Genomic DNA, 26,277 nt, shown 5'->3' with positions numbered 1-26,277 from the left:
TATAATATAAATGTACAGGGGCTAGTCTTTGACGATAAGTTGCATTGTTTCCTGTGTGCGTTGCTTGAGGAGTTTTTCCTTACCTGCTTCTACCATTTCCATCGAAGCGTCGTCATAATGCCTCACAGTATATAGGGAAACACCTTCCACATGACTGACCTTATATCTGGATTCCAGGTCTCTAAGCAGGTCTTTAATTTTATGGTATTTGTCTTCTACACACAGTGAAAAACTAATTGCACTGTTTTGTATCAGTCCAACCTGCATTTTATGCGTGCTTAATTCATGGAAGATATCAGAAATATTGTGCTCACCGATAAAGCTAAAATCTCTGGAAGCAATACGTAAAAACACCAAATTTTTTCTCACTATAAAACATGGCGTACTGGGTTTGATCTCTGGCGCCGAGGTAATAACAGTCCCAGAATCCTTTGGGTTTAAAAAAGACTTTACGTACAAGGGTATTTCCTTGCCTTGGAGAGGTTGAAGGGTTTTAGGGTGGATCACCGATGCACCATAAAAAGCCAATTCAATGGCCTCACTGTAGGGAATCGTTTCCAACAGAACGGTGTTTTGAAAAACACGAGGATCTCCATTCAATACACCAGGTACATCCTTCCAGATGGTCACTCCGCTGGCATTGAGGCAATAGGCCAAAATAGCAGCCGTATAATCGCTCCCCTCTCTACCTAGGGTAGTGGTAAATCCGTTTTCGTCAGACCCGATGAAACCTTGTGTGATAAATAATTGGTCACTACATGCTTCTTGTATGCGTTGTTCACTTTCCTCCCATTGAACAGCTGCATCTCGGTATTTGTTATCGGTAGAGATCAACTGTCGGGCATCCTTCCATTGCACAGGTACTTCGCAAGCATTTAAAAATGCCGCAACAATTCTAGTAGAAAGGAGTTCGCCATTACTCACCACCTGGTCGTATAAAAAACTATAATTGCGGCTTTTGTTGCGTAGTAATTCTCCTTTTAAAGATTCAATGATGGCTTTTATGCCTTTTTTTATATCGCTTTCGCGAAAGCGTACCAACCATTCTTCTTCTATACCGGGGGATTTAGATCCCAGCGCATCGATGATCTGTAAATGCTGTCTGTGGAGTTCGTCAATCAGATCCAGATAATTATTATGGTTCTTTTGATAGGTCTCGATCACGGCTTCCAGGGCGTTGGTGGTTTTACCCATTGCAGATACGACCAATCCAAGGTCTTCTGTCCCCATCGTTTGTATTACATTCAAAACATTGCGTACGCCGTCTGCATCCTTGACAGAGGCGCCACCAAATTTGTAGATTCTCATAAATTGTTGATGTAGTTTTCCAATGACTGTGCATCCATTTGTGCCAGGTACCAGTCCTTGATCATAGTGGCACCTGTGCGCTCGTAAAAGTTGATGGCGTTTTTATTCCAATCCAATACCACCCATTCCACACGACGCACGCCTTGCTCATGGGCATAAATCAGCACTTTGTCATAAAGCGCCTTGCCCAGCCCTTTACCGCGCATGTTTTCAGTGACGATTAGGTCTTCTAGGTGTATAGTTTTTCCCTTCCAGGTAGAAAACCTAGGGTAACAAATGCTGATGCCCTCAATCTTCCCCTCATATAGGCCTACAAAGCACTTGAATAATGCATTTTCTCCCAGTCCATTGGCCTCCAGTTCCTCGATGCTTATCTCTACAGCATCTGGTTCCTTTTCAAAAATGGCCAGTTCGGTAATGAGTTCGATTACTCTCGGAAAATCGGATTTTTGGGCTTCTCTAATTTCAATCACGACAAAAATTTGAGTAAATATATAAAGGGATGGGATAAAATTTGTCCAAATGATCAATTACAACGTTGTAGTTGATGCGATTAAATTGGATATTTGCGCAACTTTTGATCTTATGGCTACAAAAAACCAATCCCTGGGCGAATTTATCATTGAAAACCAGGCAGAATTTCAATACAGTAGTGGGGAACTCTCCAGACTCATTAATTCGATCAGGCTGGCGGCCAAGATGGTCAACCATGAAGTGAACAAAGCAGGATTGGTCGATATCACTGGAAGCGCCGGAGAGGTCAATACCCAGGGAGAAGACCAGCAGAAACTGGATGTTTTTGCCAACAATGTATTCATCCATACCTTGACAAATAGGCAAATTGTTTGTGGAATCGCCAGTGAAGAGAACGATGATTTTATCACCATCAAGGGAAGTAGGGGAGACCACGGCAATAAATATGTGGTGCTTATTGATCCTTTGGATGGTAGTTCCAATATTGATGTCAATGTTTCTGTAGGAACTATATTTTCTATTTATAGACGTGTGACACCAGTGGGTACTCCAGTACAATTGGAGGATTTTTTACAGCCAGGTAACATGCAGGTGGCAGCTGGTTATATTGTCTATGGAACCTCTACTATGCTCGTGTACACCACTGGTCATGGTGTGAATGGATTTACTCTTAACCCAGCACTGGGCACCTATTATCTATCCCATCCCAACATGCAGTTTCCAAAAGATGGAAATATCTATAGTGTTAATGAAGGGAATTATGTGCATTTTCCCCAAGGAGTAAAGGATTACATCAAGTATTGTCAGGCAGAAGAAGGTGACCGACCTTATACCAGTAGATATATTGGTAGCTTGGTCAGCGATATCCACCGCAATATGATTAAAGGTGGTATATATCTTTATCCCAAGAGTTCGCGAGCACGTAATGGTAAGTTGAGGTTGTTGTATGAGTGTAACCCCATGGCTTTTATTGCCGAACAGGCAGGAGGTAGGGCCAGTGATGGGCATACCAGGATTATGGATCTGAAGCCCAATGCGCTACACCAGCGGGTTCCCTTCTTCTGCGGAAGCGAAAATATGGTAAAGAAAGCAGAAGAGTTCATGGCCAAATATCCCAAATAAGATTTTTGGTTTAACTTAGTCTGTCTAAAACCTACCACATGGCAGACAAGAAGCAACCTGAAGACTCATCAGTTCCTACGGTGGATAGCCAGTCCAAACTGGAAGCGATAAAGAATCTGATTTTTGGAGAAAATATCCAGCAATATAATTCTGAATTTGAACTGCTCAAAAAAGACATACTGGACAAACGTCAGGAACTACACGATCTGATTGAGGATACCCGCGAAGAGTTGAGTAAAAGCATCGATAGCCTTACTACCGATTTAAGCATACGTATCACCGACCTGGAAAACAAATTGGAAGAGCGTCTGGATGATCTTGAAGATCAAAAGACCAGTCGTAAAATGTTGGGTGATGCCCTGGTGGAGCTGGGTAAAAAAATTAAAGCATAACGCCATATGGTCAGCCAGGAAGAAAAGTTGGCCCTACTTAAAACACTTCTCCTCACCGATGACCGTAAACTTGCCGAAGAGCTTTCTGAGAAATTAGAGGTATTAGAAGCCACACTCAGAGAAAGGCAAAAATTATCGGAAAAGATATCACCCATCGTTCAGGAAGAGCTGGAAGAATTTGCCCAAAACATTCCTGAACAACTTGGTCCAGTGATCACAAAAACCTTAAAAATACAAATTGAGGAATCCAAGGATGAGGTGGTTGAAGCCTTGTATCCCATCCTGGGAAAGATGATCAAGAAATACATCTCCAACGAGATCAAAATGTTGTCCGAAAATATAGAGAAAAGCACCAAGGACGTCTTTTCCCTTAAAAGTTTGAAAAGAAAAATCAAGTCCATTTTCAGCGGTGTCAGTGAAAGAGAAATCATCCTGAGTGAATCAGCCCAGGCACAGATCGAGCAAGTTTATGTGATTGAAAAAGGCAGTGGGATCTTGTTGGGCAGTTATAGCATTAAGGAGACCGTAGATCAAGATATGATCAGTGGTATGCTCACGGCGATCAAAGCCTTTGTGGAGGATGCTTTTAGGGAGACCGGTCACGACCTGCAATCCATTGAATACGATCTATACGAAATACATATTCACAGCTTTCACAAATATTATATTGCTGCTGCCATAAGTGGTACCTTTACGGAAACCCTGGAAAATCAACTGGAAAACTTCAATTTGGAAATGAGTAAACTAATCAACGACCAAAAGATTCTACACGATAAGACATCACTTGAGCAGATGTTGAATAATAATTTTCAAAACTTCAGCTTTAGTCATTAGTATGGTTGCAAAGAAAATTGTAATCGTAGGAAGTTTTGGGGTGGGGAAGACCTCATTGATCCGTCGTTTTGTGGAAGAAGAATTTTCAGAGGAATACAAGGTGACCATAGGCGTTCATATCTTAAAGAAAACTGTGGAGCTAAAGGATGAAACTGTCAACTTAATTATCTGGGATACCGAGGGAACCGATGAAGTAGAGAACATCAGAAAAGCCTATCTTTTGGGAACTCACGGATTTGTTTATGTATGCGATCTGACCCGACCAAAGACCTACGAACATATTGAAGAACATAAAATATATCTGCGCAAGAACTTTGGGAATATACCCATCATTTGTGTAGGGAATAAATCTGATTTATTACCCAAAGGCTCGATTGCAGAAAAAAAAGAAGAGTTGTTTTTTTTAGATATACTGGTCAGCGCTAAAGAAGGGAACAACGTAGCTCGCTTATTTGAAAAAATGGCCAAGATCCTTATTTACAAGGGAACATGAAAAAGCAATATTCAGAAGCTCAGCCTAAACAGATCATCGATGTGGAAGCCGACGGAAGTTTTATCAACGCTGGGGCACCTATTCTTAAATTAGATGATTCATTAAAGCTACAGGAACAACATCCGTTTTTTGAATCGGTCTACCACCTGCTTCATACGCAAACTGAACAGATCGAGCTTGAAGCCGTTCATATAGGGGACAAGGTGATTGATGTAATAATCAACATACGAGAGGATAATAGAGGTAGCCTGATTGTCGTGGATCATACTTTATTCTACGAGCGGGTACAGGAAGTTGCACAGCAGAAGAATGAATCTTTGATCTTTAATGAGATCCTGGAAATGAGGAACCATTGGTTGCAGGAAAAAGATATTTTTCAAAGTCGATTTCTTTCTGGGTTCTCCCATGAATTAAAGAGCGCACTTACGTTGGTGGGTTCGTTTTCATCTCTCCTACTTAAAGCGGAACTACCTCTAGAGCAGACGCAATTGGTAAAAGCTATCAGTGATCAAAGTCTTAAGTTGAAAAGATTGTCTGACGACTTAATGGAATTGTCATTCCTGAAGAACAAAAAGCTGTCTTTACAAGAAGAGCCGATATCATTGAGCTCTTTCTTAAAGGATCTCGAGTTCAGATTCCAGCAAAGGGCCAAAAGGGAGGGCTCTGTTTTTGAAATGACCATGGATCCAAACGCGTTGCCTGGGTTGGTAAGGGTAGATGAAAGACGATTAGATCAAATACTGACCAACTTATTTGAGAATAAATTATTCTTTAACCACGGAGGAACTATCCGCCTTAGGGTGGAGGAGAATCAAAGGCATGCCAATCGATCAAGCCTAAGGTTTGTATGGAACGTAAACCGCCCCAGTAGTATGAAAGTTTCCCAAAGCAATAAGGCTGCCCTGGAGAACCAGCAGGGATTGGGGTACGCTATTGCCAGCGAACTCATTTCATTGATGGGTGGTGGTTTAAAAGATGTGACTTCAAATCAAGAAGAGCTTCGTCAAGTGATGGATCTGAATCTAATTGTTCCTATAAGGAAACCAGAAACTGAGAAAAAACTAATCAAACAGGACCAAATTAAATTGGAGCAAAAAATAAGATTGGTCTTGGTAGAGGATAATCATGCCACCCAACTTACCGCACTTAAAGTATTGGTTCATTCAGGTAATTTTGATACTGTCGTTTTTACAGATCCCAAAGAATTATTGGTAGCTATGGAGCGCGATGAATATGATTTGGTACTCATGTCTTCTAACCTCTCGCAACTCGATGCTATAGGTTTGATGGAGCTGATGAAAGAGTACGCCAGTGAAGCCAATAAAAAAATACCCTATATAGCCTTAACCACAGAAAGCAGCAAAGACAGGCTGGCAGCATTGCGTAAGGCAGGCTTTAAGGATGTGCTAAGAAAGCCTTATACGGATGACGAATTACTATCCACCATCTATAAAAGGCTTTCTTTAAAAAAGTTTCAGTAGAGCGCTTATCGGTCTTTGTTCAGCAAGTAACGGTAATCTTCCAGGTTCATATGGCCACTGAAAATCTCAATGGAACGCTGTACTAGGTATTCGGCATCCGCATCGTTGTAACCAATTGCAGTCGCATACCTTCTTAAGAGTTTATGTTCCGCCTCTTGCATTTCATGATCTGCAAAAACAATTTTAAATAAATCGTGCAACCACTGAATGCGCTCATCTGAGTTGTTGGGTGGGTTGATCGGGTAGTTGGATGGATTTTTTAGAATAGCCTCATAATCCGCATCTGATATATCAAGTTTGGACTTAAAACGTTCCAAAACCTCTAATTCCTCCTTGTCCATTCCCGAGGCTTGGGCCAGGCTGACCATGGAGGCAAAGTGACTTTTATTTCTGGTGCTTTCGCCAGATTCAAATAAGCTGGAAAACGACATAGTATTTTAATGATTTAGGAACTACAAATATAGGAATAGGTGACTTACCTTACTGTAAAAAATTAATCGGTCTTCAATTGTTGCAACATTTCCTGTACCATGCTGTCCAGGGCGTATTTATGTTCCCAATTCCAATCCTTTCGCGCCTGTTGGTCATCGATGGAGCCAGGCCAACTATCAGCAATCTCTTGTCTGAAATCGGGTCGATAGCTAATGGAAAATTCAGGTAGATTCTTTTTGATCTCTTGAGCTATTTCTTCCGGTGTAAAGCTCATTCCGCTTAAATTATAAGAAGATCTTTCTTTGATGCTAGTCGGGTCTGCATTCATGATTTCAACCGTGGCTCTAATGGCGTCTTCCATATACATCATTGGAAGCGCAGTGTCGGGCTTTAAGAAACATTCATAAGACCCCTTGGATATCGCTTGGTGAAAAATATCCACGGCATAATCAGTAGTACCACCTCCAGGTTGGGTTTTCCAAGAAATCAATCCCGGATACCTGATCGATCGTACGTCCACCCCATATTTGTTATGGTAATATTCACACCAGCGCTCTCCAGTTTGTTTACTGATCCCATAGACTGTGGTAGGTTCCATGATGGTATGCTGGGGCGTGTTTTCCTTTGGCGTCGTTGGGCCAAAAACCGCAATGCTGGACGGCCAAAATATTTTTTCCACTTTGCCCTCACGCCCTAAATCCAACACATTCATCAAGGAATCCATGTTTAAATTCCAGGCTTTCTTCGGGAATTTTTCACCAGTGGCGCTCAACATCGCGGCCATTAAAAAAACCTCATCGATTTCATAGTGCAGACAAACATCTTCTACTTGCTCTTTGTTCATGGCATCCAACTGCTCAAACGGGCCGGATTGCATGAGTTGGTCATTTCCCTCCCTGATGTCACTGGCAATCACTTGCTCTGCACCATACATCTCTCGCAAGCGCATTGTGAGCTCTGTTCCAATTTGCCCACAGGCGCCGATGACTAAGACTTTTTTTGCCATTTCTCTACTTTGTTACAAAGATAAAAAAGGTCGGTTAGGCACATCAATTTAATAGTTTTAAAGTTTTGGCGGATATCGCTTTCGCGAAAGCGAATCCTTAAATAAAAAGGGATAAAGTTCTTAAAGAATTGATGGAATGACGTTTTTTGTTAAAGTATGAAGATCCGCTATACGTGGTAGAGAAGTGTCGCATATTACATCACTTTTTTTTTGCGTCAATTATAAGCATATTTGTCATATGAGAATCATGACATTTTTTTTCGGAAGCCTGATAATGCTGTGCCTCCTGCTTTCTTGTAAAAAAGAAGTGGAAGTGGTTACATCATCTACCCAAAAGGTCTCCTTTGCTGATATAAAGCTGCGACAACCGGGTATTGAATTGATCGGAAAAGCAAGTCGGCAAATGTCAGAATGGCCCGAATACGTCGACTTTTCTACCCGGCTGGAAAATTATGACCATTCTGTGGCTGCTACACGTGAGTTGGTCACTGCAGCCCAGAAGATGGCAGATACTCAGGTTGATCATGTAGATAGTCAGCCTGTTCTCTCCCGGATTAAGGTACTACAAACACGATTGGGAATTTATTTGTCTTATCTAGATTACACAGTTAAGGATCCAGAGGTGAGGGCGGAAAAATTTAATGATATTATTCAAGCACTGGACGAACTCAAAGATCAGATCAATTGGAAAGTCAACGAGTATGACGAGAACAGACGACAGTTACTAGAAGATCTCGAGCTTGATCGACTGGCAGACCAAGAGGCCGCTGAAGGATCTGTGGACTCAAGTGCGGTCAATTGAACTATTGATCTCAGCCATGTAGAATGCCGAAAGGATAAACTCTTCTTAATCCTTTCGTAGTGACAGAGGATGCCCTTAACTTTATTTCATGAGGGATCCATTACTTCAATTTACTGATAAAGGTATCTACTGCAAACAAGCTGGAGTTTATCTCGACCCGTGGAAACCTGTGAAAAAAGCATTGATCACTCACGGGCATGCTGACCATTCCAGATGGGGGCATCATCAATATATCACCCACAAGGACAATGTACCCATCATCAAACATCGGCTGGGAGATATTGAGGTAACCGAGGTCGAATACGATAAAAGTTTTAGCATCAATAATGTAAATTTTTCTTTTTTTCCGGCAGGACATATTCCAGGCTCTTCACAAATAAGGGTGGAACATAAAGGAGAGGTCTGGGTGTTTACTGGAGACTATAAAGTAGAGAATGACGGTATTTCTGTGCCTTTTGAACCCGTCCAGTGTGATACTTTTATCACGGAATGTACTTTTGGATTACCGGCCTTTAAATGGCAGCCCCAAGCTCAAGTGATGAATGATATCAATACCTGGTGTGCACAAAACAATGCCGAAGGGAAAACTTCGGTCATTTTTGCCTATTCTTTGGGAAAAGCACAGCGTGTGATTAAACATTTAGATACTTCACACCTGAAAATTTACTGTCATGGAGCGGTGTATAAAATGACCGAAGTACTACGTCACCAGTTGGATCTTCCACCAACACATTTGATCACTCGAGATACCACAAAGGATGAATTGGTGGGGCAAATCGTTGTTGCGCCGCCCAGTGCGCACGGATCACCATGGATGAGGCGAATGGTTCCCTACGTTACCTCTAGCGCCAGTGGATGGATGACCTTTAGGGGAGCCAGACGCAGACGTGCCATTGATAAAGGTTTCGTCTTGTCTGACCATTGCGATTGGGAAGGTTTATTGCAAAGTATCGAGGCAACAGGTTGTGAAAACGTTATCACCACACACGGTTACCAAGAGATTTTTGCCAGATTCCTCAGAGAAGAGAAAGGTCTTAATGCCATTAGTGAACGCACGCAATATGAAGGTGAAAATCTAGATTCCAAGGATAGTGCCGATGAAAATCCAGACGAACATGACCAGAAAAATCAGGACGTATGAAAGAATTTGCGGAAATGATAAGGGTTATCGATGGTACCAATAAAACCAATTTAAAAGTAGCGGCACTCACAGAATACTTCAAAACTGCAGCCGATCCTGACAAATTATGGGCGATTGCTATTCTTTCACACAGAAGACCCAAAAGGCCTGTGAATACTACTTTGATGAGACAATGGGCAACTGCTTTAAGCGGTATACCTGAATGGCTATTCGAGGAAAGCTACCATATCGTGGGTGATCTGGCCGAAACTATTGCCTTGATTCTGCCCAGCGCCGAAAAGTCTACCGATAAAAGCCTATCCGAAATCATCCAAGACATCATCGATTTAAGGTCCAAAGAAGATAGGGAAAAGCAAGCGTATCTTTCTGATATATGGTTAAGACTCAATTACTACGAGCGCTTTGTATTCAATAAGATTATGACCGGAGGATTTAGGATAGGGGTGTCCCAAAAACTAATGACTAGAGCCCTGGCAGATGCTACTGGAATTGACAAGGATGTGTTGGCGCACAAGTTGATGGGGAGTTGGACAGGTGAAAACACCAGTTTCCAGGAGTTGATATTTGAGGATAATGAAATTGCCCGCAGGGGGAAACCATATCCTTTTTATTTGGCCTATGCGGTCGAGGCTGAGGTTGATGACCTGGGTTCAGTCACGGATTGGGCCATGGAGCATAAGTGGGATGGTATACGTTCACAATCTATTATCCGATCAGGCGAACTCTTTGTTTGGTCACGAGGAGAAGAGTTGGTTACGGATAAGTATCCGGAATTTCAAAGATTTCTGGGGAAAATACCAGATGGAACAGTGATCGATGGCGAAATTTTACCATTTAAGGATGGGCAGATTCTACATTTTAATGATCTTCAAAAACGTATTGGTCGCAAGACAATTGGTAAAAAATTACTTGCCGATGTACCAGTGGTGGTCGTAGCCTATGACCTGTTAGAACACGAAGGCCAGGATATTCGGCATCTCGCTTACGCGGAAAGACGTGCTAAGTTGGACCAATTGGTTACGGAGATTAATCAAGGTGAAGAACAACTGACTCAAGAAGAGCGCACGCCTATTTTTCTTTCTGAAACCATGTATTTTAATAGCTGGGAGGCCGCTGCAGAAGAAAGAGACCTGGCCAGGGAAAAAAGATCAGAAGGATTGATGATTAAAAGAAAAGACAGTCCGTATTTGGTAGGACGTAAAAAAGGGGATTGGTGGAAATGGAAAACTGATCCATTTTCTATCGATGCTGTACTGACCTATGCCATGAGGGGTCATGGAAGGAGGGCTAATCTTTATACAGATTATACTTTTGGTTTGTGGGACCAAGGTGAGCTGGTGACCTTTGCCAAAGCGTATTCAGGTTTGACTGACGCCGAGTTTCGTAAGGTAGATGCTTGGATCAAAAAAAATACTTTAGAGCGATTTGGACCCGTGAGATCGGTTACCCCACATCATGTATTTGAAATTGCATTTGAAGGTATTGCGCCCAGTACGCGTCACAAGTCTGGAGTTGCTACTCGATTCCCGCGTATTGTAAGATGGCGTAAAGACAAACCTATTGAGGAAGCCAATACTTTAGACGATTTGAAAGCATTGATACCCGATTGATTACTCGGTCACTTTGACTCCTTTCCAAAACGCAACATAGGATTCAATCTCTTTGGCTGCGTGTTTGGTTGCTGGATAATACCAGGCAGCATCTTGATTGGTTTCATCACCAACTACCAGGTGATAGTAGCTTGCGGTACCTTTCCAAGGGCAGACAGAGGTAGTGTCACTTTTCTTATAAAATTCTGGCTTTATACTATCTGGTGGAAAGTAATGATTGTTCTCCACAACGATAGTTTCGTCACTTTCTGCGATAACTTGCTCATTCCAAATGGCTTTCATAATACAGCTGATGTAGGGTTCATTACTCTTAAATATACGACATGACAGGTTATCGAAAAAATCAACCTATTATGTTAAGAAAATATTAAGATATAGGGTAATTCGTATATATTGGTGGTCTAATCCTTAAATAATTATAATGAAAAAAGTTTTGCTCATGGCCGCTTTGGCCTTTGCTGTTGCTTCTTGTAGCAATGATTCCAACGAAGAATCACTTGAGGCGATCAACAACGATGGTATCGATATCGCTGCGGCTCGAAAATGTCATGCGAATGAGAATTACGAAAAGATGTTGCAGAATCCTGAATTCCAAAGAAATGTAATGCAGATTGAATCCCAGACATCTCTATTTCTTCAAGAATCACTGGCCAAGAAAGGTAAACCACCCAGAGGTGGAGGAGATGGAGATGGCGGTTCTGGCGGTTCCGATAATTTAGGTACGATCAACATTCCAGTATATGTTCACGTTATATATAATAATGCCAACGAGAATATCAGCAACGCACAGATCGATTCGCAAATCGCCGTTCTGAACGATGACTTCAGAAAGACAAATAACGATGCAAACCAAGTGCCCTCTGAATTTGCCGGTTTAGCAGCAGATAGTGAGATTACTTTTACTCTCGCTGGCGTAACCAGAAAGTCATCTTCACGTACCTCTTGGGGAACAAATGACGCTATGAAGTTTGATGCTAATGGTGGAGTGAGCGTTGTAGATCCAGCCAATGCTCTGAATATTTGGGTATGTAATATTGGAGGCGGAATCCTAGGGTATGCGCAATTCCCCGGAGGAAGCGCCAGCACGGACGGCGTGGTAATTTCTCCACAATTCTTTGGTACCACAGGTTATGTAAGCGCTCCATTTGATCGTGGGCGTACGGCAACTCACGAGGTAGGACACTATTTGAACCTCAGACACATTTGGGGTGACGGAAGATGTAACCGTGATGACTTCGTTTCTGATACGCCTACTTCTGATCGTGCCAACTATGGTTGTCCTTCTTACCCAACTAACCATTGTAGATCAACGGATATGACCATGAACTACATGGATTACACCAATGACGCATGCATGTACATGTTCAGTAATGGGCAAAAGGCCAGAATGAGAGCTTTGTTTGCTCCTGGAGGTGCAAGAGCTGACTTAGCCAACTAGTCAAATGCCACTCTTCAACAACTGAAGAGGCTGTCCAAAAAGAAACTTTATACGCTCAAACTGAACCTGTCGAAGTTTTTAACTTTATGATTATCAAAACTTCTTCTACAAGTTCAGACTGACAGCAATAATGTTTATTAACTTTTTGGACAGCCTCTTCTGTTTTTTATTGCCAACCATTTTGATATTGGTAAGATGTTATCAGTGTCTTACTTATTGTGGCTAGCATGAAGCATTATCTCTCGAATCTTAGGATGGTTTCTGATTCATAACTGGAATCACCGTCTACTCTGCTTTCATCCAGCATAATGATAAAACCGTTTTCGGTGAAATTGGTTACCCTTCCACTTGAAATGCCTCCTTCAGCTGCATTGGTAATAGTTATTCCAGAGGTTTCATCGTTTAGAATATAGGAGCCGTTGCTGTCCAAATTAATGATCGTAGACTCCGTTTGTGGGTCATTTCCGGATACGCGGGTGACTTTGGTTTCTCTATAAGACCCAGAGGTACTGAAAGACCCGTTTTGATTGAAGGTGTACTGGGCATTGGTAAAGGTGTCGCCTGTAATCGATATGTCGGCAGTAACATTGGCGCCGTTGAAGGTCTCGGTTTCCCTGATATTGCGTTCATAACTCGTCAATTGATAGGTGCCGGCAAAATTGGTGGTGTTGAGTTCAAATTGTTCTTGGGCAGTCGCATCGTCATCACTGCTACAAGAAATGGTCATGAAAATAACAAGTAGTACTAATAGGGATTTTACAAATTTCATAATATGGGTTTAGGTACCCATAACGCCTTTTTTTTCTTGGATATTACTTAAAATACCGTTAAACAAACGGATGCGGGATGCTAATGCTTTACTTGCAACTCTTGCGGCTTCCTCTATTTTAACCTGATCGTTGTCACATAGGAGCGCCACCATTTTATGTGCCATTGGACCATGTTCATCACCATCCAGTTCGATGTGACGGTCAAAATAATATTGTACGGGTTTAAGATTGACATTTAAATCGCTTTTATGCATGCCTTCTAATATTTCAGTAAACATTTCTGGAATCAGGTCTTCCCTTCCATAGGTGAAGGCAGCGGCTATCTCGTGTGGTTTGCCACCTTGGATGATTTCAAATGTGGAGGTTAGAAATTGTTTTGCAGCATCAGGAAGACTCGTGGATTTTATCGCCGATAAGATGTTTTCTGACTTGGCCAAAAGTTGGATCAGATCATGAGTAGGTTGGGTTTCCATGCCTATCGATTCCATGGCATCGATGTACATTTCATAATGGCTCTTCCTGTTTCCGTCGATGTCAATGTCTGTCTCCTCTGCCAAGACAATTTCATTGATGAGGTAACGCAAATCTGGATCTCCAACCGGCATCCAAGGCGTTTGGGTACAGGTCAGCTGTTGTTGGAGAGCCTTAAGCAAGGACATAAAATCCCAAACTGCATAAACATGTAATTCCATAAACAATCGCAGGTCCTCATCGGATTGAATGGACTGGTAAAGCGGATGCTCCAGTAGTGCATTCCGCTCTTCTTGGATTTGCTTAAAAATCAATTGATGCACATCGATCATACGGCAGAGTTTTTGCAAAAATACCTACCAAAGACAGTCTCTTCAAGTATAGAGGAAGTATTGGGATATACTTAACAGAACTCGGTCAGTGAGTGAAGGACCGCTAATTGTATAAGGTTGTTTGATCGGCAATACCAACTGCTACGAATGATGATTGTGGGGTTTTATTTCCTCAAAAGAAGCTAATTACTTAAATGCATTTTCACCTGTAATATCTAACCCGGTAATTAGCAAGTGGATATCATGCGTTCCTTCATAAGTAATAACGCTCTCAAGATTCATCATATGTCGCATGATGCTATATTCACCAGTGATTCCCATACCACCAAGAATTTGTCTGGCTTCCCTGGCAATGTTGATCGCCATGTCCACATTATTTCTCTTCGCCATGGAAATCTGTGCACTTGTGGCATTTCCTTCTTCTCTGAGTACGCCTAGTCGCCATGCGAGTAATTGAGCCTTGGTAATCTCTGTGATCATTTCAGCCAATTTCTTTTGTTGTAGTTGGAAAGCGGCGATGGGCTTGCCAAATTGTATGCGTTCCTTGGCATATCTTAAGGCTGTGTCATAACAATCCATGGCCGCACCAATAGCACCCCAAGCGATCCCAAATCTTGCACTGTCCAAACAACTGAGTGGAGCGCCCAGACCAGACCGACCTGGCAAAATGTTGGATTTAGGAACTTTTACATCTTGGAAAATGAGTTCGCCAGTTGCACTAGCGCGTAATGACCATTTATTGTGTGTTTCAGGAGTAGAAAAACCTTCCATTCCTCTTTCGACGATGATGCCGTGAATACGTCCTTCTTCATTCTTTGCCCAGACCACTGCAACATCACAGAATGGACTGTTGGAGATCCATAGTTTGGCTCCATTGAGTATCACGTGTTCTCCATCTCCTGCATCTTTGTAATGGGTCACCATTCCTCCTGGGTTCGAACCATGGTCGGGTTCGGTCAAACCAAAGGATCCCATAAACTCTCCACTAGCGAGTTTTGGAAGGAACTTTTTACGATGCTCTTCACTTCCATATTTCCAGATGGGATACATCACCAAAGATGATTGAACTGAAGCTGTAGAGCGGACCCCACTGTCTCCTCGTTCAATTTCCTGCATGATTAATCCGTAGGATATTTGATCCAGTCCTGCTCCACCATATTCCTCAGGTATATAAGGGCCAAAAGCGCCGATCGCAGCTAGTCCTGGAATGATACTTTTAGGGAATTTAGCTTCTTGAGCAGCTTGTTCAATGATGGGAGAGACGTCTCGTTTTACCCAAGCGCGTGCAGCGTCCCTGATCATTTTGTGTTCTTCGGTCAGCAGGTCATCCAATTGATAGTAATCCGGGGCTTCAAATAGGTCTGGCTTCATAGAAAATAGGATATAAAATCACTATAAGGTTATAGTAATGAAAATAGTTGAATCATTTGGTCGTAAAAATAGCAATCTGAATACGCTTGGAAAACAAAAAACTTGTTTATTTCTCGGTTTCTGTTCCCTTGTCCAAATAGAAGTCTCGGGTTAAATTTTTGTATTCTTCGGTGTAGTTATGGCGTGATTTTTCAATGATCAGTAGGCTCCTATCGGGAATCGAGACTTCATTGTTCAATCCATTTTGTTTGGGAACTGAATTAGGATCATTTCTAAAGGCAATTAGCGATCTTTTACTGGGGACATCGGCTCTACCTTTAACATCAGAGATGCGAGAGACTGTCATTCCATGTTCTAAAGCGATCTCAATCATTTGTTGTTCACGTGCCTTGGGTATGATACAGGTAAAGGTTCCTTCATCTGCCAACAAATACTTGACTCCGCCTATCAAATCTTCAAAGGAAAGGGAGTCGTCAAATCGCGCTTGCTTTCTTCTGGTTTCAGGCTCGTGATTTTCATTGAGCATTTGGCTGTCAAAAAAAGGCGGGTTACTTACAATCAGATCGTAAGGCTCTTCCATTTCGGCACAAAATTCCTGAAATGAGGCATGAAAACAAAATAGGCGGTCATTCCAAGGGCTGTTTTCAAAATTATCAGTGGCTTGTTCAAAGGCCTGCTCATCTAATTCTACGGCTTCAATCTGGGCCAATGGAAATCGTTGGGCTGCCATGAGTGCAATCACTCCCGTTCCTGTTCCTACATCCAGAACGGTTTTTGGATCTTCTGCCTCCATCCAAGCCCCTAGCAGCACGGCATCTGTCCCGATTTTTTGAGCACAACGATCTTGTTCCACTTCAAATTGTTTGAATTTGAAAACCGGCATACCAGAAGTTTAGGAAAGATAAAGGTCAATGAGTCCATCCGGAGTGTTGATCTCAATCGTTTTATTGTTTCGATCGACCTTTTTGATAAAATGGTCATTCAGAGGGATTAGGATTTGCTTGCCGTCTTTTTCTACTTCAAACAAGGCTTGGGTAGTGCTATCATTGATAGCTGTGACAGATCCTATGTCGCCGTATTGATCATCGATCATGGTAAAGCCGATCACCTCGTGGAAATAAAACTTGTTCCCCTCTAATTCAGGAAGGAAAGACAAGGGAAGATAGAGTTCTTTTTTCATGATCGCATCTGCAGCAGCCTCATCATCGATGTCCTCTATTTTAAGACGCAGCAACATGGATTTGTGCAGTTGGCTTTTTTCAATAAAAAATGGAATCAATTTTTTACCGAGATCGATAAAAACTGATTCCATTTCCAGAAATAGTTCGGGTTCATCTGTGTCTAATTTGACCAGGACTTCGCCCTTAAAACTAAATTTGTTGACGATGGTTCCTACGTAAAAACAATTCTCTTTACGCATGGTTCCAGTTTTATTCTTCTTCCTTGCTCGCTTCTTCTGCTTCTGCTACTGGCTCTTCTTCAGGCTCAGGAGCATTGGCAGCGATACGGGCTTCGTTGACAGCTTTTTCAGCTTCTAAGGCTTTGGCAGCTGCATCATCCGCGTCTTTTTTCAAGTTGGCTGCTTTTCCAGCGATTTTAGCTTCTTTTTCTTCCAACCAAGCATTGAATTTTTCTTCCGCCTGTTCTTCGGTAAAAGCGCCTTTTTTTACACCACCCATCAAGTGTTTTTTCAACATCACACCTTTGTAACCCAATAATGCACGAGCTGTGTCTGTAGGTTGTGCTCCATTTTCCAACCACTTTACAGAATTGTCCACATCAAGATCAATGGTGGCTGGGTTAGTGTTAGGATTGTAAGTTCCTAGTTTTTCCAAAAATTTACCGTCTCTTTTAGCGCGTACATCGGCTGCGACGATCCAGTAGAATGGCTTACCTTTCTTACCGTGTCTCTGTAATCTAATTTTTACTGGCATAACATTAAAGTTTATGGGTGCCCGACCCGTGATTATTAATTTGAGTTTGCAAAAATATCATTTATTTCATTATCAAAAGCATATATACAATTTTTATTTACATTTGTTGAAATTCAGTATCCCAAAAACTATGAAATCCCTCTTCTCTTATTTGTTGGTCATATGCTCCCTAAGCCTTGGACTTAATTCTTGTTCTGATAACCTGGATGATGATAATGTTCCAGCCCTACAGGCGGTCCGCAACGGTGAGTTTTTCAAATCCAACTCTTTTAGTGCAACCAGCAATAATGATGGGTCGCTGACCATAATTGGTCAAAACCCTTTAGAAACAGTTCTTTTTAATCTCAACGCTGGTTCTGTAGGCACCTATAGATTAGGAGCTGGTTCCAATAGTGAAGTCAATTATATCTTTAATGGTGGCCAATCCTTTTCCTCCAATGTAGGAAATGGTAGAGGCGAAGTTGAGTTGACCGAGGTTAACGCTTCTGGAGTAACTGGAAACTTCAGTTTTGTGAGTTATCTGCCCAATAATGCAGATTCCCTGTATATGCGCCAAGGTGTTATTTTCAAGGTGCCTTTTGGCTCACCTATCATTGATAATACTATGGGAGGAACAGGAGCCAATACTTTCAGAGCAAGAATAGATGGAACAGCCTTAAATCCCACTCAAATATCTCCAAATTTAAGCGGAGGCGAACTTCTGATTAATGCGTCCAATGGACCAAATACCATCGGTATCATATTGCCAGTGGATACAATGCCTGGTAGTTATAACTTTGGTGCATCTGGTGATTATATAGGTACCTATGTATCCTCCAATGGCACTATCTCTACCAGTACATCAGGAAACCTGGTGATTACAGCCGCTGATTCAACCAATCGTACGATCAGTGGGACATTCGAATTTACGACAGGTGGACCCAACAACTTTCAAATAACTGAGGGAATGTTCACTGTCAATTATTAAAAAATATACAGGCTTAATTAAAATACCCCAGCCAGTAGCGTTGGGGTTTATTTTTTGAGATACATTTTTTTTCCTTTATAATCGATCACTGCTTTGGCGGTGATTAAAAAGTCTGCGCCCAATAATCCTTGGATGGAGTTCATGCCTTCCGCCTTGAGCGCATTATTGATATAACTCATATCCATACTCAATAAAGTGACATCCTCATCTGTCCAATCTCCCAGTTCAAGCGTATTTTTATGAGATATGCGCGGTCTTAGAGACCCACTTGCAGTGCCGATTTGACGCTCCATAAATTCCGTTTCCAACTGAAATTCTTTGTAAAGCTCTTGATTAACGCAGGTAGCACTTGCTCCAGTGTCAATGATAAACCTACCCATGTGTCCGTTAATCATGGCTTTGGTGACGATATGGCCACTTTTGGGGGCCAGACGGATGTTGTGCTGTATATAGCCCTGTGAGACTAGAATCTTTTTTAGTGAAGTCATGTATGCATTTGCGTGTGGTAAATATACTCAGGGTGTATCGCCTCCCCAAAAACTAAATCATAAGATAATCACATCAAATCAGTGAGAAACAAAAGTCAGTTGGTAAGAGAATTAGGCTGGCAACTCTACCCAGCTTGTTTATTTTTGCCGAATGATACTTACCGATACACATACCCATTTATACAGCGAATCTTTTTCTGATGACCAGGACCAGATGATTCAACGAGCTATTCAAGCAGGTGTGCAACGTTTTTTTGTTCCCGCCATCGACTCTACTTATACCCAAGATATGTTGGATTTAAAGGCGAGGTTTCCGGAGCATTTACATTTAATGTGCGGTTTACACCCGACCCATGTTAAAGAAAATGTCGAAGAAGAGTTGTCTCATGTGGCCGAAATGCTTGACAAGGAAAAATATGTGGCTATTGGCGAGATCGGTATGGACCTCTACTGGGATAAAAGTTTTGTAACACAACAACAAATGGCTTTCCATACCCAGATCAAATGGGCTCTGGAACGTGACTTACCTATTGTGATCCATTGTAGGGATGCCTTTGACGAAGTTTTTGAAGTCTTGGAAGATTATGCAGATACCAAGCTTCAAGGAATCTTCCACTGTTTTACCGGTACCTATGAGCAAGCGCTGCAAGCGATAAAGCTAAATATGAAATTAGGTATTGGTGGGGTTGTGACCTTTAAAAATGGAAAAATTGATCAGTTTCTGAATCAAATAGCACTCGAGCATATTGTCTTGGAAACGGATGCGCCATATTTGGCTCCAAAGCCCTTTCGCGGAAAGCGCAATGAAACTGCATATATCACCTATATCGCAGATAAAGTAGCTGAGTTGTACGACCTCGAGGTGGAGGAAGTAGCAAGAATCACAACCCTAAATTCTCGTGAAGTCTTCGGTATATAGCAACCGTATTGGTTACTTTTGTTATTCATAGCATATATTTTGGGTAGATACGACGACATACGATTTTTTAATGATGCAGAGGTGCAGGTAGCCTTGCAAAGCGCCGTGCGCCACCCTATGATCAAGGCCTTGTTTCAGTACACCTTTCCTGATCAGGATTATGAGGTAACCAAAGCCATAGTGACCTCATGCAAGTCAATCAATGACTTTCAAAGAGATGTGATATGTAAAAGTGTTGAACGGGTACTTACTGAGACTTCTGCAGGATTGACCACCTCTGGATTTGACCAATTGGATCCAGATCGCAGCTATTTGTACATTTCCAACCATAGAGATATTGTGCTGGACACCTCTTTGATTAACCTTACGTTGTTCAATAAAGGTCTCATTCGTACGGCAAGTGCTATTGGAGATAATTTAGTTCAACGTCCATTTGTCAATGCGTTAAGTAAGCTTACGCGAAATTTCATTGTGAAGAGAGGCGCCAGTCCTAGAGAAATATTGATGAGTAGTAAGAAACTCAGCGAATACATGAGACATCTGCTCAAGGAAGAGAATCGCAGTGTATGGATTGCTCAGCGCCAAGGCCGGACCAAAGATGGGAATGATAAGACAGAGCAAGGTGTGCTCAAAATGATCGCCTTAGCTGCTGGAGACCAGTCCCTGGAGTCTTATTTAAACAGTCTGAATATTGTGCCAGTGACAATTTCTTATGAGTACGATCCTACTGATATATTGAAAGTGCCCGAACTACTGGCTCAGGCTGCCGACGAAGAGTATATCAAATCAGAAAATGAAGATTTCAATAGCATTTTAAAGGGTGCACTGGGGCAAAAAAAGCATATTCATATCACCGCTGGGAAGGCATTTCATGTAGAGGATCTTGAATCCCAAAGTACCAATCAGGTCCTACAGCGAGTCGTTAAACATCTAGATCAGGAAATACAGCGCAACTATAAACTCTGGCCTACCAACTATACGGCCTATGATCTCCTTCACGACAGTCAAACCTATGCCGATCACTATTCTGAGCACGATAGAATGCAGTTTGAACGCCGATTGAGAATGCGAGTGAATACCGCTGATGAGAAGGAGGTTAACAGTTTCCTGCACATGTATGCCCGGCCAGTGATGAATGCGGAAAAATTGGCTGTCACGCATGAAGCCTAACATATTGCTCATTTACACCGGTGGTACCATTGGAATGATGATGGATCCAGAAACCAAGGCTTTAAAAGCCTTTGATTTTTCCGAATTATTAGTACATATTCCCGAGATCAAACAATTGGATTGTCATATAGATACTTATTCTTTTGATCATCCGCTCGACAGTTCTGACATGAATTTGAAGGAATGGCGCAAATTAGGAGATGTGATCCACGAGCGTTATGATGATTATCAGGGTTTTGTTGTTCTGCACGGTAGTGATACCATGTCCTATACTGGCAGTACGCTGAGCTTTATGTTTGAGAATCTGACCAAACCTATTATTCTTACTGGATCCCAATTGCCTATCGGCGACTTGCGGACCGACGCCAAAGAAAACTTGATCACAAGTGTACAATTGGCTAGCCAGCAAGATCACGGAAAACCAGTGATAAGGGAAGTGTGTATATATTTTGAATACCAGCTCTATCGCGCTAACCGCACCGCAAAAATGAATGCAGATCACTTTGAAGCTTTCAGTTCGCCTAATTATCCGCCTTTGGCCATCAGTGGGGTGCATTTAAACATTGACAAACGACGTTTATGGGATTGGCCTGGAAATGACCCGGCCATAGAAGTGGTTAAGGATGATGCAACAAAAATGCGTTACCGGCCAGAATTAGTGAATGATGTGGTAGTATTAAAATTGTTTCCAGGCATTACTCCAAAAGTCGTTTCTGCGATTTGTAATATTGCCGGTTTACAAGGAATTATTTTGGAAACTTATGGCAGTGGAAATGCTCCTACCGAAGGCTGGTTTATAGAAACACTTAAAACAGCTTTGTCTAGAGATATTCGTATTGTAAACGTCACCCAATGTGTAGGTGGTGCAGTCTCTATGGGGAAATATGAAACCAGTATTCAATTGAAATCTCTGGGACTGGTTTCTGGAAAGGATATGACTACGGAAGCAGCGCTGGCAAAGATGATGTATTTGCTGCACCATACCTCCAGTCTGCCAGATTTCAGGTATTATTTTGAAACATCTTTACGCGGAGAAGTTACCGAATAGATTTATCGGAAAAAATTGGCAGGCGTATCTGATTTGTCTATTTTTGCAGACTCAAAATTACAATTAGTGAGGTGGCCGAGTGGTCGAAGGCGCACGCCTGGAAAGTGTGTAAACGTCAAAAGCGTTTCGAGGGTTCGAATCCCTTCCTCACTGCTTAAAGCAAAGCCTGATTTTCTGGTAGGAAAATCGGGCTTTTTATTTGACCGTGCCGAAAGCCCAGCTTTCAAGGCTAAGGTCAAATAAAAAGCCCGAGAGCTGGGGTTACCCAGCTCAGGCTTTATTTTCATGATCAGCTTGAGCCAGGGATCACCGCAGGTAATCTAAGTTATATGAAAGCCCAGCTTTCAAGGCTAAGGTCAAATAAAAAGCCCGAGAGCTGGGGTTACCCAGCTCAGGCTTTATTTTCATGATCAGCTTGAGCCAGGGATCACCGCAGGTAATCTAAGTTATATGAAAGCCCAGCTTTCAAGGCTAAGGTCAAATAAAAAGCCACAAGCGGGCAATATAATTACCAGATATACCAAGCATTATTATATGGATTCCCTACGTATTAATAGTACATTACGTACGGCCGAAGATCTGGGATTATATCCCATTGAAAGAGATTGGTTTGATGCAATGACAGGAAAGGTTAGACCTTTGGCAGATGCTAATGCGCAGGAACAGCACACTGCTTTGTCAACTAGCTATGAGCAAATGGGGCAATCTCATACGATTCAGGCACCCGTACAGGAAGGCGGATTAGCGGCTTACTCCCATAACAGCGAGTGGCTGGATGCCTATTGGTATCATCCTGATCATTTGGGAAGTTCATCGTATATTACGGATATGAATCGCGTGGTCACCCAACATATGGAATATCTGCCCTTTGGGGAGACACTAGTTGAAGAGCATCAGAATTCTTACAATGTTCCCTATAAATTTTATGCCACGGAACTTGATAGCGAGACTGGGAATTATTATTATGGGGCAAGGTACTGTAATCCTAAGTTTAGTCGGTGGTTGAGTGTAGATCCATTAGCGGAACAAACAATGGATCCCTATGGCTATGTCTGGAACAATCCCTTAAGATACGTGGATCCAGATGGGCGTAGTGGACAGGATATATTTTATATTAAGGAAAATGGTGATATCAAAAGAGTAGAACAAGAGGGCGCGCATGAATATTATTATCAAAATGCTGGTACTTCCGGTAATTTCCAAGAAGATTACACATTAGTAGGTGTATTATCTGAAAATAATGATGGCATGGTACAGTTTCCAGCATCGGGGGGATAATTTTGGGAGATACGGTACCGTTGATGCGGGTGGGGAATCCACTAATCCATCCGAAACCGTGGGAAGTGGTGATCATTATGTGACGCCTGAAACAGCAGCTGCAATTTATGGTTTAGTATCCAGTTTAAATAATGATGGATTATCTATAGACTTAGGCGATATGTCATCTTCAAATGGCAGTGATCCATGGCAAGCTGGTTTCGCACATCATTCTGGACATGGTCATAATGGTAACAGAAGTGGCATTGACGTAGATTTTCGTTACTTAAACAATAATGGAGAGAGTTTTCAATCTGGAAATGCTTTTAATAGTCCGAGTTTCAGTCAAAACAACAATCAAACTGTGTATGATACTGCTGATCGCTTCGGATTCACTGTTAATTACCAAGGTACTTCAGGAAATTTAACTGGGCCGACTCAGATTTCAAATCACAATGATCATGGACATCTGGGAAGAGCAAATAATAATTCAAATATTACAAATCTTCAGCGACCGATTAAGAGTATTGTACATCGTCCTGGCTATATGCGGTTTTAGTTATGAAAATTTTGATTTTGACCATTATTTTGTCTGTTTGTTTATCGTGTAAGAAAAAGGAATCTTCAGGCATAGAGAATAACAATCATGCCGTGCATTTTTCAAATTCAATTCCAAAGAATTTTAAATCAGTTGATAAGGTTGTATTGTTAGTTAATGATCCAAAAATTACCGATACAATAACCTTCCGAAACCATGATGGAAGTATTTGGCATCAAATTTCTTTTGCTTACGATGATTCTGATGGGAAGTACGATTTTTATAACCCTGAATTTCAACCACTAAGATTTCATCCTGATAATATGAGCCTAACCTTAAGAGCAGTAGCTGAAAAAGCGTATATGATAGAAGTGGTGGTAAACGAAAAAACTTATCAGACAAAGTTTATTAATATGGAGTCTGAAAAGTCACTGAAGACGACCACATGGGAAAAGTTTTTATTGGAGCGAGAAAACGTTCAGGTAAACCTGAACAATACTAATTTATATGAAAAAATTGATGGTTCATTAATTCCTTTGCCAGATATGAGTCAGACCATCGTTAAACCTGTCGCTGTTAACGGAGACTGGCTAAAAATAAAAATAGAAACAGGATCGAAATTTATTTATGGCTGGATCCGTTGGAGGGATAAGAATAGTAAGAATCTCAATATCACTTTTTTCATTTAATCCCCCCGCTGGCGCTGGGTTGCACCCAGTGCCAACTCAAGAGTAAGCCCACACCACATACATAAAAAGACCACAACTTGCCTATCTTTATGACGAGCTATGATGACCAGTCATTACATAAAAAAGCTGGGGTGGTTGAGTGTTGATCCGTTAGCGGAGCAATTTGTTGCCTGGAGCTCATACAATTATGTTTACAATAACCCTATTAAATATACAGACCCAGATGGAATGGCACCGCAAGATGATTATTTTGATAGCCAAGGTAATTATTTAGGTTCTGATAATAGATCCACAAATAATATTAGAATTGTTACTTCATTTGATCTTGTTGTTTTAAATCTCGATTTGAACTCAAGTTTTGCAAGAGATAATAGTGTTTCGGTAACGGATTTGCATTATGGTTCTGCTGCTAACAGGAGTTTGCTAACAAACATTGCTAATCATTATGCAGACGAAGCTGGAATTACTAATAATGTCGACGGGGTCAAAGAATATCCAGGTGCAGTAATGGCTGTTTTCAACGACGCTAGTATGTTCGTCTCCACTGATTTCCAAGATATTAGTGGGTTCCTTGAAAATGCGTTTAATTTTCAAAACGTTATTGTTCACGAAGAAGGACATATTGGAAATGGTCCAGAAACTAATTTGCAACATACAGAAAGGTACCTTGAGCAAATAGATCACCAGTCTTATTTTATGACTACCGATGCTTTTAAGTCTACTGGGTCTTCCGCCGTACTTCATTACTTGAATTTAGCGATTAAAGATGGAGAAAGCGCTTCATCAATTCAAGATAGAATTGACAGTTTTAACTCTCGTAGCATGTCTACAGGAGTTACATATACTCGAAATGGAAATACTGTTGAAATGTCCCCCAGTATAACTCTCGATACTATTATATTAAATTAATTATATGAAATATTTATTTACTTTATCGATAATCTTACTAGTAATTAATTGTAAAGACAAAAAATCTATTGACCTATTGTTACACAATAATGCTAAAAAAAAATGGGATCTAATTCAGTATAATAATCATAGATTTGAAGAAATTGTTAAGGTGTGGGAATTTAGGCAAGATGGCAATATGTATCGCTTTAGAGTGAATGCTCAAGGACAACTTGTTAAAGAGGATTTTGGAGACCAAGTGTTTGATGACACCTATGAATTAAGGGTTAACGATAAAGAAGAATTATTTATAGATATGTATTCAACATCTTACCTAGTTGAGAAAATAACAACAGATACTCTTGTATTGCTAAATAAAGATTTGAAATATGTATTTGAATCTCGCTAATTATTTTTTTTAATCTTCACATGGAAAAGGAAAGCCACTTTTGGTTTTCCTTTTTTTGTTTAAAGTACCCCTATATTTTTCAATCGCGACCTTTTAATCATGGTATCCGATCACTTCTTTGATAGTAAACGATCTTTAGGCTCAAGCTCTTAGACCCCCGCTACCACTAGTCTGTGACTAGTGGCGTACCGAGTAATAAATAAAAAACAGAAGCTGTAATGTAGTGTTGCAGCTTTTGTATTTTTGAGGAATGAGTAGAAACTACAAATTCCACAACAAGGCCGGCGCATATTTCGTGAGTTATGCAACGGTCTATTGGATAGATGTTTTTACGCGACAGTTTGATTTCGATATTCTTGAACAAAGTGTTCAATACTGTAGGGCAGAAAAGGGTATGGAGGTTTATGCGTATTGTTTTATGCCTAGCCATATTCATTGCATATTTCGTTCGGCGAACGAAAATCCTTCTGGGCTATTGGGTGATTTCCAAAAA

General features: G+C 41.3%; 31 protein-coding genes and 1 tRNA gene. 20 read left to right on the top strand and 12 right to left on the bottom strand.

The genetic code is table 11. The features are described 5' to 3' along the window. Window positions 1–21: 21 nt before the first annotated feature. Window positions 22–1,308 (bottom strand): aspartate kinase, encoded by a 1,287-nt coding sequence (locus EGM47_RS00160; RefSeq protein ID WP_124978755.1) that lies wholly within the window; start codon window positions 1,306–1,308, stop codon window positions 22–24. Beyond that, window positions 1,305–1,781, bottom strand: a complete 477-nt coding sequence (locus EGM47_RS00155; RefSeq protein WP_124978754.1) for a GNAT family N-acetyltransferase — start codon at window positions 1,779–1,781, stop codon at window positions 1,305–1,307. Before EGM47_RS00155 ends, EGM47_RS00160 begins: the two co-directional genes overlap by 4 nt. A gap of 112 nt (window positions 1,782–1,893) precedes the next feature. Between EGM47_RS00155 and fbp the strand changes: the two genes are divergently transcribed. Genes fbp through EGM47_RS00130 form a run of 5 tightly spaced genes read left to right on the top strand, consistent with a single transcriptional unit; the run spans window position 1,894 to window position 6,104 of the window. Beyond that, complete coding sequence (gene fbp / locus EGM47_RS00150; protein WP_124979631.1) at window positions 1,894–2,904, top strand: class 1 fructose-bisphosphatase; 1,011 nt, start codon at window positions 1,894–1,896, stop codon at window positions 2,902–2,904. Between the two features lie 38 nt (window positions 2,905–2,942). Next, window positions 2,943–3,296: a fructose 1,6-bisphosphatase gene (locus EGM47_RS00145; RefSeq protein WP_124978753.1), complete on the top strand. Its 354-nt coding sequence runs from the start codon at window positions 2,943–2,945 to the stop codon at window positions 3,294–3,296. Window positions 3,297–3,302: 6 nt separating this feature from the next. Further along, window positions 3,303–4,130, top strand: coding sequence for a cell envelope biogenesis protein OmpA (locus EGM47_RS00140; protein WP_124978752.1), 828 nt, complete (start codon window positions 3,303–3,305; stop codon window positions 4,128–4,130). A 1-nt stretch (window position 4,131) separates the two neighbouring features. Next, window positions 4,132–4,623 carry a Rab family GTPase gene (locus EGM47_RS00135; protein WP_124978751.1) on the top strand — a complete coding sequence of 164 codons (492 nt, stop codon included), beginning with the start codon at window positions 4,132–4,134 and terminating at the stop codon, window positions 4,621–4,623. After that, window positions 4,620–6,104: an ATP-binding response regulator gene (locus EGM47_RS00130; RefSeq protein ID WP_124978750.1), complete on the top strand. Its 1,485-nt coding sequence runs from the start codon at window positions 4,620–4,622 to the stop codon at window positions 6,102–6,104. The genes EGM47_RS00135 and EGM47_RS00130 overlap by 4 nt, the downstream gene beginning before the upstream one ends. Window positions 6,105–6,109: 5 nt before the next feature. On the opposite strand, the gene EGM47_RS00125 is transcribed toward EGM47_RS00130, so the two are convergent. After that, window positions 6,110–6,535 carry a tellurite resistance TerB family protein gene (locus EGM47_RS00125; RefSeq protein WP_124978749.1) on the bottom strand — a complete coding sequence of 142 codons (426 nt, stop codon included), beginning with the start codon at window positions 6,533–6,535 and terminating at the stop codon, window positions 6,110–6,112. Between the two features lie 62 nt (window positions 6,536–6,597). Beyond that, a complete protein-coding gene (locus EGM47_RS00120; protein WP_124978748.1) occupies window positions 6,598–7,542 on the bottom strand; it encodes an L-threonine 3-dehydrogenase in 945 nt (314 codons plus the stop codon). A 247-nt stretch (window positions 7,543–7,789) separates the two neighbouring features. Here EGM47_RS00120 and EGM47_RS00115 point away from each other — a divergent pair, with 247 nt between their 5' ends. The 3 genes from EGM47_RS00115 (at window position 7,790) to EGM47_RS00105 (ending at window position 11,095) form a co-directional block, all read left to right on the top strand. Continuing rightward, on the top strand, window positions 7,790–8,344 hold the full coding sequence (locus tag EGM47_RS00115; RefSeq protein ID WP_124978747.1) for a hypothetical protein: 555 nt from the start codon (window positions 7,790–7,792) through the stop codon (window positions 8,342–8,344). Between the two features lie 88 nt (window positions 8,345–8,432). After that, window positions 8,433–9,485: a ligase-associated DNA damage response exonuclease gene (locus tag EGM47_RS00110; RefSeq protein ID WP_124978746.1), complete on the top strand. Its 1,053-nt coding sequence runs from the start codon at window positions 8,433–8,435 to the stop codon at window positions 9,483–9,485. Next, the gene (locus EGM47_RS00105; protein ID WP_124978745.1) at window positions 9,482–11,095 is read left to right on the top strand and encodes an ATP-dependent DNA ligase; all 1,614 of its coding nucleotides are present in this window, start codon (window positions 9,482–9,484) and stop codon (window positions 11,093–11,095) included. The genes EGM47_RS00110 and EGM47_RS00105 overlap by 4 nt, the downstream gene beginning before the upstream one ends. Here the strand turns inward: EGM47_RS00105 and EGM47_RS00100 are convergent, their stop codons facing one another. Further along, window positions 11,096–11,377: a DUF427 domain-containing protein gene (locus tag EGM47_RS00100; protein ID WP_206052084.1), complete on the bottom strand. Its 282-nt coding sequence runs from the start codon at window positions 11,375–11,377 to the stop codon at window positions 11,096–11,098. Between the two features lie 139 nt (window positions 11,378–11,516). Here EGM47_RS00100 and EGM47_RS00095 point away from each other — a divergent pair, with 139 nt between their 5' ends. Then, window positions 11,517–12,533, top strand: coding sequence for a zinc metalloprotease (locus EGM47_RS00095; protein ID WP_124978743.1), 1,017 nt, complete (start codon window positions 11,517–11,519; stop codon window positions 12,531–12,533). Between the two features lie 235 nt (window positions 12,534–12,768). Here the strand turns inward: EGM47_RS00095 and EGM47_RS00090 are convergent, their stop codons facing one another. The 6 genes from EGM47_RS00090 to EGM47_RS00065 form a co-directional block, all read right to left on the bottom strand. Then, window positions 12,769–13,302: a hypothetical protein gene (locus EGM47_RS00090; RefSeq protein ID WP_124978742.1), complete on the bottom strand. Its 534-nt coding sequence runs from the start codon at window positions 13,300–13,302 to the stop codon at window positions 12,769–12,771. A 9-nt stretch (window positions 13,303–13,311) separates the two neighbouring features. Continuing rightward, entirely contained in the window at window positions 13,312–14,106 is a 795-nt protein-coding gene (locus EGM47_RS00085; RefSeq protein WP_124978741.1) for a DUF3050 domain-containing protein, read from the bottom strand. Between the two features lie 186 nt (window positions 14,107–14,292). Then, window positions 14,293–15,477: an acyl-CoA dehydrogenase family protein gene (locus EGM47_RS00080; protein WP_124978740.1), complete on the bottom strand. Its 1,185-nt coding sequence runs from the start codon at window positions 15,475–15,477 to the stop codon at window positions 14,293–14,295. Window positions 15,478–15,583: 106 nt separating this feature from the next. After that, window positions 15,584–16,360: a tRNA1(Val) (adenine(37)-N6)-methyltransferase gene (locus EGM47_RS00075; protein WP_124978739.1), complete on the bottom strand. Its 777-nt coding sequence runs from the start codon at window positions 16,358–16,360 to the stop codon at window positions 15,584–15,586. Window positions 16,361–16,369: 9 nt separating this feature from the next. After that, on the bottom strand, window positions 16,370–16,897 hold the full coding sequence (rimM, locus tag EGM47_RS00070; RefSeq protein WP_124978738.1) for a ribosome maturation factor RimM: 528 nt from the start codon (window positions 16,895–16,897) through the stop codon (window positions 16,370–16,372). Window positions 16,898–16,907: 10 nt separating this feature from the next. Then, window positions 16,908–17,411 (bottom strand): 30S ribosomal protein S16, encoded by a 504-nt coding sequence (locus tag EGM47_RS00065; protein WP_124978737.1) that lies wholly within the window; start codon window positions 17,409–17,411, stop codon window positions 16,908–16,910. Between the two features lie 130 nt (window positions 17,412–17,541). Between EGM47_RS00065 and EGM47_RS00060 the strand changes: the two genes are divergently transcribed. Then, window positions 17,542–18,378, top strand: a complete 837-nt coding sequence (locus tag EGM47_RS00060) for a DUF6252 family protein (RefSeq protein ID WP_124978736.1) — start codon at window positions 17,542–17,544, stop codon at window positions 18,376–18,378. Between the two features lie 47 nt (window positions 18,379–18,425). Here the strand turns inward: EGM47_RS00060 and EGM47_RS00055 are convergent, their stop codons facing one another. Next, window positions 18,426–18,866 carry a retropepsin-like aspartic protease family protein gene (locus EGM47_RS00055; protein WP_124978735.1) on the bottom strand — a complete coding sequence of 147 codons (441 nt, stop codon included), beginning with the start codon at window positions 18,864–18,866 and terminating at the stop codon, window positions 18,426–18,428. 151 nt (window positions 18,867–19,017) lie between these two features. Here EGM47_RS00055 and EGM47_RS00050 point away from each other — a divergent pair, with 151 nt between their 5' ends. The 10 genes from EGM47_RS00050 to EGM47_RS00005 form a co-directional block, all read left to right on the top strand. Continuing rightward, window positions 19,018–19,785, top strand: a complete 768-nt coding sequence (locus tag EGM47_RS00050; protein WP_124978734.1) for a TatD family hydrolase — start codon at window positions 19,018–19,020, stop codon at window positions 19,783–19,785. 39 nt (window positions 19,786–19,824) lie between these two features. Continuing rightward, the gene (locus EGM47_RS00045) at window positions 19,825–20,955 is read left to right on the top strand and encodes a 1-acyl-sn-glycerol-3-phosphate acyltransferase (RefSeq protein ID WP_124978733.1); all 1,131 of its coding nucleotides are present in this window, start codon (window positions 19,825–19,827) and stop codon (window positions 20,953–20,955) included. After that, window positions 20,945–22,003 carry an asparaginase gene (locus EGM47_RS00040; protein WP_124978732.1) on the top strand — a complete coding sequence of 353 codons (1,059 nt, stop codon included), beginning with the start codon at window positions 20,945–20,947 and terminating at the stop codon, window positions 22,001–22,003. The genes EGM47_RS00045 and EGM47_RS00040 overlap by 11 nt, the downstream gene beginning before the upstream one ends. A gap of 65 nt (window positions 22,004–22,068) precedes the next feature. Further along, window positions 22,069–22,156 (top strand) — tRNA-Ser (locus EGM47_RS00035). A 297-nt stretch (window positions 22,157–22,453) separates the two neighbouring features. Then, entirely contained in the window at window positions 22,454–23,281 is an 828-nt protein-coding gene (locus EGM47_RS16515) for an RHS repeat domain-containing protein (protein ID WP_124978731.1), read from the top strand. Beyond that, window positions 23,244–23,819 carry a hypothetical protein gene (locus EGM47_RS00025; RefSeq protein WP_124978730.1) on the top strand — a complete coding sequence of 192 codons (576 nt, stop codon included), beginning with the start codon at window positions 23,244–23,246 and terminating at the stop codon, window positions 23,817–23,819. The genes EGM47_RS16515 and EGM47_RS00025 overlap by 38 nt, the downstream gene beginning before the upstream one ends. A 2-nt stretch (window positions 23,820–23,821) precedes the next feature. After that, complete coding sequence (locus EGM47_RS00020) at window positions 23,822–24,487, top strand: hypothetical protein (RefSeq protein ID WP_124978729.1); 666 nt, start codon at window positions 23,822–23,824, stop codon at window positions 24,485–24,487. Window positions 24,488–24,586: 99 nt separating this feature from the next. After that, entirely contained in the window at window positions 24,587–25,396 is an 810-nt protein-coding gene (locus EGM47_RS00015; RefSeq protein ID WP_206052083.1) for a hypothetical protein, read from the top strand. 4 nt (window positions 25,397–25,400) lie between these two features. Next, window positions 25,401–25,784 carry a hypothetical protein gene (locus EGM47_RS00010; RefSeq protein ID WP_124978728.1) on the top strand — a complete coding sequence of 128 codons (384 nt, stop codon included), beginning with the start codon at window positions 25,401–25,403 and terminating at the stop codon, window positions 25,782–25,784. Window positions 25,785–26,034: 250 nt separating this feature from the next. Beyond that, on the top strand, window positions 26,035–26,277 hold a 243-nt coding region (locus EGM47_RS00005; RefSeq protein WP_206052082.1), incomplete at its 3' end, for a transposase.

The sequence above is a fragment of the Nonlabens xiamenensis genome (genome assembly GCF_003865345.1).
GTDB classification, from domain to species: Bacteria; Bacteroidota; Bacteroidia; order Flavobacteriales; family Flavobacteriaceae; genus Nonlabens; species Nonlabens xiamenensis.
This window is presented reverse-complemented; position numbering and strand designations above follow the sequence as displayed.

Bases quoted from the DNA above. Each gene is read 5' to 3' on its own strand.
- EGM47_RS00160 (WP_124978755.1), bottom strand. From the start codon at position 1,308: ATGAGAATCTACAAATTTGGTGGCGCCTCTGTCAAGGATGCAGACGGC.
- fbp (WP_124979631.1), top strand. From the start codon at position 1,894: ATGGCTACAAAAAACCAATCCCTGGGCGAATTTATCATTGAAAACCAG.
- EGM47_RS00145 (WP_124978753.1), top strand. From the start codon at position 2,943: ATGGCAGACAAGAAGCAACCTGAAGACTCATCAGTTCCTACGGTGGAT.
- EGM47_RS00140 (WP_124978752.1), top strand. From the start codon at position 3,303: ATGGTCAGCCAGGAAGAAAAGTTGGCCCTACTTAAAACACTTCTCCTC.
- EGM47_RS00135 (WP_124978751.1), top strand. From the start codon at position 4,132: ATGGTTGCAAAGAAAATTGTAATCGTAGGAAGTTTTGGGGTGGGGAAG.
- EGM47_RS00130 (WP_124978750.1), top strand. From the start codon at position 4,620: ATGAAAAAGCAATATTCAGAAGCTCAGCCTAAACAGATCATCGATGTG.
- EGM47_RS00125 (WP_124978749.1), bottom strand. From the start codon at position 6,535: ATGTCGTTTTCCAGCTTATTTGAATCTGGCGAAAGCACCAGAAATAAA.
- EGM47_RS00120 (WP_124978748.1), bottom strand. From the start codon at position 7,542: ATGGCAAAAAAAGTCTTAGTCATCGGCGCCTGTGGGCAAATTGGAACA.
- EGM47_RS00115 (WP_124978747.1), top strand. From the start codon at position 7,790: ATGACATTTTTTTTCGGAAGCCTGATAATGCTGTGCCTCCTGCTTTCT.
- EGM47_RS00110 (WP_124978746.1), top strand. From the start codon at position 8,433: ATGAGGGATCCATTACTTCAATTTACTGATAAAGGTATCTACTGCAAA.
- EGM47_RS00105 (WP_124978745.1), top strand. From the start codon at position 9,482: ATGAAAGAATTTGCGGAAATGATAAGGGTTATCGATGGTACCAATAAA.
- EGM47_RS00100 (WP_206052084.1), bottom strand. From the start codon at position 11,377: ATGAAAGCCATTTGGAATGAGCAAGTTATCGCAGAAAGTGACGAAACT.
- EGM47_RS00095 (WP_124978743.1), top strand. From the start codon at position 11,517: ATGAAAAAAGTTTTGCTCATGGCCGCTTTGGCCTTTGCTGTTGCTTCT.
- EGM47_RS00090 (WP_124978742.1), bottom strand. From the start codon at position 13,302: ATGAAATTTGTAAAATCCCTATTAGTACTACTTGTTATTTTCATGACC.
- EGM47_RS00085 (WP_124978741.1), bottom strand. From the start codon at position 14,106: ATGATCGATGTGCATCAATTGATTTTTAAGCAAATCCAAGAAGAGCGG.
- EGM47_RS00080 (WP_124978740.1), bottom strand. From the start codon at position 15,477: ATGAAGCCAGACCTATTTGAAGCCCCGGATTACTATCAATTGGATGAC.
- EGM47_RS00075 (WP_124978739.1), bottom strand. From the start codon at position 16,360: ATGCCGGTTTTCAAATTCAAACAATTTGAAGTGGAACAAGATCGTTGT.
- rimM (WP_124978738.1), bottom strand. From the start codon at position 16,897: ATGCGTAAAGAGAATTGTTTTTACGTAGGAACCATCGTCAACAAATTT.
- EGM47_RS00065 (WP_124978737.1), bottom strand. From the start codon at position 17,411: ATGCCAGTAAAAATTAGATTACAGAGACACGGTAAGAAAGGTAAGCCA.
- EGM47_RS00060 (WP_124978736.1), top strand. From the start codon at position 17,542: ATGAAATCCCTCTTCTCTTATTTGTTGGTCATATGCTCCCTAAGCCTT.
- EGM47_RS00055 (WP_124978735.1), bottom strand. From the start codon at position 18,866: ATGACTTCACTAAAAAAGATTCTAGTCTCACAGGGCTATATACAGCAC.
- EGM47_RS00050 (WP_124978734.1), top strand. From the start codon at position 19,018: ATGATACTTACCGATACACATACCCATTTATACAGCGAATCTTTTTCT.
- EGM47_RS00040 (WP_124978732.1), top strand. From the start codon at position 20,945: ATGAAGCCTAACATATTGCTCATTTACACCGGTGGTACCATTGGAATG.
- EGM47_RS16515 (WP_124978731.1), top strand. From the start codon at position 22,454: ATGAAAGCCCAGCTTTCAAGGCTAAGGTCAAATAAAAAGCCACAAGCG.
- EGM47_RS00025 (WP_124978730.1), top strand. From the start codon at position 23,244: ATGATGGCATGGTACAGTTTCCAGCATCGGGGGGATAATTTTGGGAGA.
- EGM47_RS00020 (WP_124978729.1), top strand. From the start codon at position 23,822: ATGAAAATTTTGATTTTGACCATTATTTTGTCTGTTTGTTTATCGTGT.
- EGM47_RS00015 (WP_206052083.1), top strand. From the start codon at position 24,587: ATGATGACCAGTCATTACATAAAAAAGCTGGGGTGGTTGAGTGTTGAT.
- EGM47_RS00010 (WP_124978728.1), top strand. From the start codon at position 25,401: ATGAAATATTTATTTACTTTATCGATAATCTTACTAGTAATTAATTGT.